At 43.1% G+C, this 6,389-nt stretch carries 9 protein-coding genes; 2 read left to right on the top strand and 7 right to left on the bottom strand.

Going from position 1 to position 6,389, the window contains the following annotated elements:
• From ACEW9J_RS05305 to ACEW9J_RS05275, 7 genes are all read right to left on the bottom strand, one after another.
• The coding region (locus ACEW9J_RS05305; protein ID WP_373544097.1) for a transposase family protein at nt 1–250 on the bottom strand (250 nt) is incomplete at its 3' end.
• Nucleotides 251–437: 187 nt separating this feature from the next.
• Complete coding sequence (gene asnS / locus ACEW9J_RS05300; RefSeq protein WP_373544096.1) at nt 438–1,829, bottom strand: asparagine--tRNA ligase; 1,392 nt, start codon at nt 1,827–1,829, stop codon at nt 438–440.
• Nucleotides 1,830–1,992: 163 nt separating this feature from the next.
• On the bottom strand, nt 1,993–2,364 hold the full coding sequence (locus tag ACEW9J_RS05295; protein WP_373544095.1) for a hypothetical protein: 372 nt from the start codon (nt 2,362–2,364) through the stop codon (nt 1,993–1,995).
• A 428-nt stretch (nt 2,365–2,792) separates the two neighbouring features.
• Nucleotides 2,793–3,233, bottom strand: a complete 441-nt coding sequence (cynS, locus tag ACEW9J_RS05290) for a cyanase (RefSeq protein ID WP_373544094.1) — start codon at nt 3,231–3,233, stop codon at nt 2,793–2,795.
• Nucleotides 3,234–3,339: 106 nt separating this feature from the next.
• Nucleotides 3,340–4,155 (bottom strand): SDR family oxidoreductase, encoded by an 816-nt coding sequence (locus ACEW9J_RS05285; protein WP_373544093.1) that lies wholly within the window; start codon nt 4,153–4,155, stop codon nt 3,340–3,342.
• 102 nt (nt 4,156–4,257) lie between these two features.
• The gene (locus ACEW9J_RS05280) at nt 4,258–4,593 is read right to left on the bottom strand and encodes a type II toxin-antitoxin system PemK/MazF family toxin (RefSeq protein ID WP_373544092.1); all 336 of its coding nucleotides are present in this window, start codon (nt 4,591–4,593) and stop codon (nt 4,258–4,260) included.
• Entirely contained in the window at nt 4,587–4,826 is a 240-nt protein-coding gene (locus ACEW9J_RS05275) for an AbrB/MazE/SpoVT family DNA-binding domain-containing protein (RefSeq protein ID WP_373544091.1), read from the bottom strand. Before ACEW9J_RS05275 ends, ACEW9J_RS05280 begins: the two co-directional genes overlap by 7 nt.
• Before the next feature lie 369 nt (nt 4,827–5,195).
• Between ACEW9J_RS05275 and ACEW9J_RS05270 the strand changes: the two genes are divergently transcribed.
• Nucleotides 5,196–5,393 carry a hypothetical protein gene (locus ACEW9J_RS05270; RefSeq protein WP_373544090.1) on the top strand — a complete coding sequence of 66 codons (198 nt, stop codon included), beginning with the start codon at nt 5,196–5,198 and terminating at the stop codon, nt 5,391–5,393.
• A 58-nt stretch (nt 5,394–5,451) separates the two neighbouring features.
• Entirely contained in the window at nt 5,452–6,321 is an 870-nt protein-coding gene (locus ACEW9J_RS05265; RefSeq protein WP_373544089.1) for a leucine-rich repeat domain-containing protein, read from the top strand.
• Nucleotides 6,322–6,389 lie beyond the last annotated feature (68 nt).

The raw sequence follows: 6,389 nt of genomic DNA, 5'->3' as shown, positions 1-6,389 counted from the left end.
CTGAAGGCTCTACTGCTATCAATATCCGTCGAAATGTCGAGTGTGATGGTGTCGATTTTGCTGCTGGTAATTCTAGTAGTTCTTCTAACTGCGCTTGATGTAATTTGGCAAAATCAGCCAGTGGTCTATATCCAATGTATCTGCATAAGCTACCCATTAAACTCATAAACAACACAACCCATAATGAATATTTTTTACCTTTGATGTCACGATGGTCTGGTATTTGCTTTAATTGTTCTATGAGGAGCATTTAGACTACTTTCCTTTGCTATGTAATTTAGTCTATCCTCATTTTCCTCCTGTGATTATTCTTCCCTTGTATGAAACCACCCTGCCTCCCCTTTATAAGGGGAGGGTTGGGGTGGGGTAAACCAATCCCGATTGTACCGCTCGATCGCGAATGTCCGCCATCACACCCCAGCATAGATCGATCGCTCCTAAAATTCGACAGTTAATGGTGCGCGGGGGAAAGGAATCACATCGCGGATATTGTTCATCCCAGTCATAAATTGCACCAATCGTTCAAACCCCAAACCGAAGCCAGCATGAGGAACAGTGCCATAGCGACGCAAATCTAGATACCACCAATAATCAGCGGGATTTAGTCCCTGAGCAATTAGCCGCCGTTCGAGGACGTCAAGGCGTTCTTCCCGCTGGGAGCCACCAATGATTTCACCGATTTTGGGAGCCAAAATATCCATTGCCGCAACGGTTTTACCATCGTCATTGAGCCGCATATAGAAGGCTTTGATTTCGACTGGGTAGTCGGTGAGGATAACTGGTTTTTTAAAAACTTCTTCGGCTAAATACCGTTCGTGTTCGGATTGGAGATCTAGTCCCCAACTAACGGGATATTCAAACTGCTGTCCCGATTTTTCGAGTAGGGCGATCGCATTAGTATATGTCAGACGTTCAAATTGATTATTAATGATATTCTCAGCAGTTGCCAAGACAGATTTGTCAATTCGATCGTTGAAAAATTCCATATCTGCTTGACAATTTTCCATCACATATTTAAATATATATTGGAGAAATGTTTCGGCAAGATCCATATCTTCTAACAGGTCACAAAATGCCATCTCTGGTTCGATCATCCAGAACTCGGCGAGGTGACGAGAGGTATTAGAATTTTCGGCGCGAAAAGTCGGCCCAAAGGTGTAAACATTGCTAAATGCCATCGCCATCACTTCGGCTTCCAATTGCCCGCTAACGGTCAAATATGCCGCCTTGCCAAAGAAATCTTGGCTGTAGTCGATCTCCTGTTCGGGAGTCATGGGGACATTTTTGAGATTGAGGGTGGTGACATTGAACATCTCACCCGCACCCTCGCAGTCACTAGCACTAATAATCGGCGTATGTACCCACAGAAAACCGCGCTCTTGGAAGAACTGATGAATCGCTGTCGCACAGGCATTTCGCACTCTAAACACCGCGCTGAGGGTATTTGTTCGCGATCGCAAGTGCCCGATATCGCGCAAAAATTCAAAGGAGTGGCGTTTCTTTTGGAGGGGATAGGTTTCGGGATCTGCTTCGCCGTAAACTTTAGCTTGACTGGCTTTGACTTCTATCCGCTGTCCTTTGGCGGGAGACTCTACTAATGTGCCGACGATCTCGATCGAGGCACCCGTGTTAATTTGTTTGAGGATAGTTGCATAGTCGGGGACATCTTTATCGATTACTACCTGAATGTTTGCCATGCAGGAACCATCATTGATATCGACAAAGGCAAATTCTTTGGCTTCCCGCTTACTCCGAATCCATCCTCTGACAGTCACGTCATCTCCAGGATTACCTCCACGGAGGATTGTAGCAATATAGTTAGTAATCATCTTTAAAGGGCTAGTAAATCCTACCCTACTAGTCTGCCATATTCGACGTTTGAGGCGTGCTAACTAACAAATTCTCAGCACGCCTCAAATAGTTTAGTCTGATATCCTGGTGCGTTACGGCTGAAGCCTAACACACCCTACATGAAAATGAGCTGAGGATCGCCTATCTACAGACAACTGTATCAGTTACCCCCGCTCGATCGGTTCGATCTGAATTACTACACTCCGAACCATGCTTATAAATTTTGATGGTAATTGGCTCTCGGCTTGTGGTAGAACCATTTGCCGAGATTGTGATATTTTTACTAGTCGTAAAATTAATCGTCAGTGGTAGCTTGCCAATCGCCTGTTCTGTCGTACTACTTCGCGCACGATTGTGTTCGGTCATCGTATAACTACCCCACAGCGTACTCCCTGCCTTGCCACTATATTCAACTCGATACTGCACCCGATCGCTAAAAGGATTTCCAAAAGTCTGAACCCCAAACAAACCCATCCCAGTCACCAATGACCACAAAACATACACGCTTTTCACAGCTTTGTTAACCCAATGCTACACAGCCCTAATATACCCAGTAAGTTGGTGCTAAATCTGTCCAAAATACTTAAAAAATTCTGTGCTTTCTGCTTTCAAGCAATATTTGCTTGAAAGCGACTCTTAGCCCCCCTTTTGAAGGGAGGTTAGTTACTCCCTTCCCACTCAAGAAATAGACACCATGATTCACCATCCACCCCCTACGCTAAACGTCTAGCTTGGGTTCGTTCCATGGTCAACTGGTTATTTCTCCCAACTGGGCGGGTGTCCCGACCAGTGCCCAGTGGGAAACAAAGGCGGGACGAACTCCGCAATTTGACACTGGGAAGGGAGTAGGGGGATCTATTAACCACGTAGATTAAAAATAACCTGTTAAACAGCCTCTTAGATTTAGATCTTCAAATCAGCTACGCTACAAACAAGGACTGTTACCACTTTTTATAAGCTAGAAACTTACCAGACATCGTAATATTGACTCGATCTCCTTTGGGATCGACTTCCTTTTCGACATCCATCGTAAAATCGATCGCGCTCATAATTCCATCACCAAACTTTTCCTGAACGACACTCTTGAGTGGTAGTCCATACACCTGGATAATTTCATAGAAACGATAAACAAACGGATCTGTCGGGACGATCGGCCCTAAACCTTTAATCGGATATTCAGTCAAATAGCTGACATAACTACTATCTAGTCCCAAAGCTGCAACTAACAATTTCGCTTCATCTTCAGACGTAGTAGCTTGTCGATACAATACGGCGGCAATCCAGACCTCATCTCGATTTAAGATTTTTTCTAAGTCTGCAAAGCTCAAACCTTTTTCTTGCTTGGCTGCAAATAATTGGCGAACAATATCGGGGATTTCCATAACTATATTTGAATTTTAAATAACTATTTTAGTTTAAATATATGATAAGAGTGCCAGCTAAATAGTTACTACCGAACAGTATTTTGCGGGTACCTACACGATCGACTCAACTCTCCATCCCTCGCCGAATCAGACCAATAAACCAAGCCTCTGGTAACAACTTTCGCAAAACCAGTAGGAAACTGGCATTACCCCCAGCCGGATAACGCAACTTCCAGCTACCATCAGTTGCTGCTTGATAGATGACTCGTGCAGTTACTTCTGGGGGAGAACCCTCCGCACCAGCTCGATCCATTTTTGGTAAAGTCTGCTTGATGTAACCATCATAGGCAGTCAATCCAGCTTTTTTGGCAACTGTCATCGATCGACTGTAGAAATCAGTTTTAATTGCTCCAGGTTCAATGATTTTGACCTTGATATTAAACTCGCGTAGTTCGTATTGTAATGATTCCGAAAAGCCATCTACCGCCCATTTTGTGGCGTGGTAGGGACTGTACAGTGGAAATGTTAGTCGTCCACCGATCGATGACACATTGACTACAATCCCTTGCTGACGAAGGCGAAAATGCGGCAAAATGGCGCGGGTGACTTCCATTAGCCCAAATACATTAGTTTCAAACTGACCGCGAATATCTGCCAAGTCACAGGCTTCAAAGGCACCAATCAGACCATATCCAGCATTGTTGACGATGACATCGATCGTCCCGAATTTAGCGATCGCCAAGTCTAGTGCTGTCTGAATTGTCTCCACCTGTGTAACGTCCAATGGCAAACACAATACATTCGGCAGGTTGGCGAGTTCGGTAGATCGCTCCAGATCGCGCATCGTCGCGACTACGTTCCAGCCTTGTTGTTGAAATAGTTGGGCTGTAGCTCGTCCGATCCCTGTGGATGCTCCGGTAATTAATACAGTTTTGCTCATTGGGTTGGGGTTTTAGATCTATTGTAGATAAAGATTTCAGATGGTTTTTGGGTATTGATGACGCTCTACAGTTATTGTGATGGTGGAATGAGATCGCCTGATTTAAAACATAATTGGGTAAATTCTACCAAGAACTTCCATCAATAAGTCTTTAGGACAAGTCCCAATTAGTTCGGCTCCTCTAGATTTATAATCTAACGATCGCAATTGGTCTGCCATCAAGACACCAGTTACGGCTTCACCATCAGGAATATTGACGTAGAACGGATTTTTCCGCTTGGTATTGCTAATCGGACAAACCAAAATAAAACCCCTGTGCTGGTTAAATTCGGTGTGGCTGACTACTAGTGCGGGACGCTTACCCATCTGTTCGTGTCCAGATTGCGGGTCAAAATTCAGCCAGATCAAGTCTCCACGCGCGGGGATGTAATCTACCATTCCTCAGCACCACTAGGTTTACCCCAATCAAGCTCTGGCTCTGGCTCTAGTTCTTGGCTGAGGAGTTCCGCTAGCGTGTATTTAGGCATTTTCTGGACTGGCTCGACAATCAGTTGACCTTTTTCCAACCGACAATCAACTTCATCATTGACACCCAGAGCCAATTCATCTGCAATATATTTAGGAATTCGGATAGCCAAAGAATTTCCCCAACGACCAATTTGAGATTTCATGCTAATCGATCGAGCATAGGATACTCAAAGTATATCATCAGTCATGACTTGCAACCACATTAGCATCTAGCTGGGTATACTCGATCGGCTCTCCTGGGTTTATGGTGATAAGGTTGGCTGATTGGAATTGGCGTAGCTAATTTTAATAAGCCAACCTTATCACTACGCTTTACATGGCTATATCCCTTGCTGCCGAACCAGTTTGGGCAATTAAATTACTAAATTATCTCACCATTAGTGGTCAAACCTTCACCAATTCAATCACAAAATATTGAAATTAAGACTAGGGGAAAATTCCGCTATCGCTACATTTCCCCCATAAACCCAGGAGATCCCCATTAAAGAAGCAATAATCGATTAAAATATCTCATGAATAATAAACCCATCCCAGATCCTGAAAAAGTCAAGAAAACTGTCCGAGAACTAAAGGCACTTTGTCGTCAGTTCGATCTGCTTAATTTTCAACTTGATGAATTAACCGCCTACGTTGATGCCGAAATTCGCAAGAGTCCTTTAATCGCACATCGTTTGGGCAAAACTCCTCAACAGACGATCGATCGAGACTAGCAACCATATTAGCATTGAGTTGGGTACGCTAGAGTTGTTGTCATAGTGGGATGAGATCGTGACTGAGCGGGAATTGCTGGATTTAATCGCACGAGCGCGGTTTTGGAGGTGGGAAGAGCTAGATCTCGCAGGATTAGATCTGGATGTTTTGCCGCCAGAGATTGGGAGTTTGGTAAATTTAAAGCGATTGGTCTTAGGAAAATACGACGAGAGAATATCAAATGAACCGTTAGGAAATAAACTTACTGATTTGCCAGTAGAAATAGGAAGCATGAAGAATCTAAAATCACTGTCACTATATTGTAATCTATTAACGCAATTCCCAAGATCGATTGAGCGACTATCCAAACTTCAAGCACTAGATCTCACTGGTAATGAGATAACAATTATTCCTAACTCAATCGAGCAAATTACAAATCTTCAAGTACTCGAACTTGATGAAAACTGTATAGAGATATTTCCTGAATCCGTTTTAAAACTGACCAGTCTCAAACACCTATCTCTTAGCGATAATTATAGGATATCAGCTATTCCTGATTCAATTAGTCAACTCACTAATTTAGAAAAACTACTTCTCGGTGGTAATGAGATTGAGGTCATTCCTGAGTCGATTTGTCAACTCACTAATCTCCAAGAACTCGATCTCCTTGGTAATCAGATTAAGGTTATTCCTGAGTCGATTTGTCAACTCACTAATCTGAAAAAGCTCTGTCTTTATAGTAATCAGATTGAGATAATTCCTGAATCAATTTGTCATCTTACTAATCTCCAACATCTCAATCTCGCTCATAATCAGGTTAAGGTTATCCCTGAATCCATTAGTAAACTTACGAACCTCCGACATCTGAGTCTTCATAATAATCAGATAGAAGTTATTCCTCAGTCTTTAAAACACTTGGATATATTAAACGATTGGAAGATGTCATGAATAGTTGACTCAATCGATAATTTATGGCTCCGTTCCAGCACCGCCCTGAACTAAAAGTTCGGGCTAAT

The organism is Chamaesiphon sp. (genome assembly GCF_041737865.1).
Lineage (GTDB): Bacteria > Cyanobacteriota > Cyanobacteriia > Cyanobacteriales > Chamaesiphonaceae > Chamaesiphon.
This window is presented reverse-complemented; position numbering and strand designations above follow the sequence as displayed.

Excerpts from the sequence above, each read along its gene's own strand:
- asnS (WP_373544096.1), bottom strand. The coding sequence starts at position 1,829 with ATGATTACTAACTATATTGCTACAATCCTCCGTGGAGGTAATCCTGGA.
- cynS (WP_373544094.1), bottom strand. The coding sequence starts at position 3,233 with ATGGAAATCCCCGATATTGTTCGCCAATTATTTGCAGCCAAGCAAGAA.
- ACEW9J_RS05285 (WP_373544093.1), bottom strand. The coding sequence starts at position 4,155 with ATGAGCAAAACTGTATTAATTACCGGAGCATCCACAGGGATCGGACGA.
- ACEW9J_RS05280 (WP_373544092.1), bottom strand. The coding sequence starts at position 4,593 with ATGGTAGATTACATCCCCGCGCGTGGAGACTTGATCTGGCTGAATTTT.
- ACEW9J_RS05275 (WP_373544091.1), bottom strand. The coding sequence starts at position 4,826 with ATGAAATCTCAAATTGGTCGTTGGGGAAATTCTTTGGCTATCCGAATT.
- ACEW9J_RS05270 (WP_373544090.1), top strand. The coding sequence starts at position 5,196 with ATGAATAATAAACCCATCCCAGATCCTGAAAAAGTCAAGAAAACTGTC.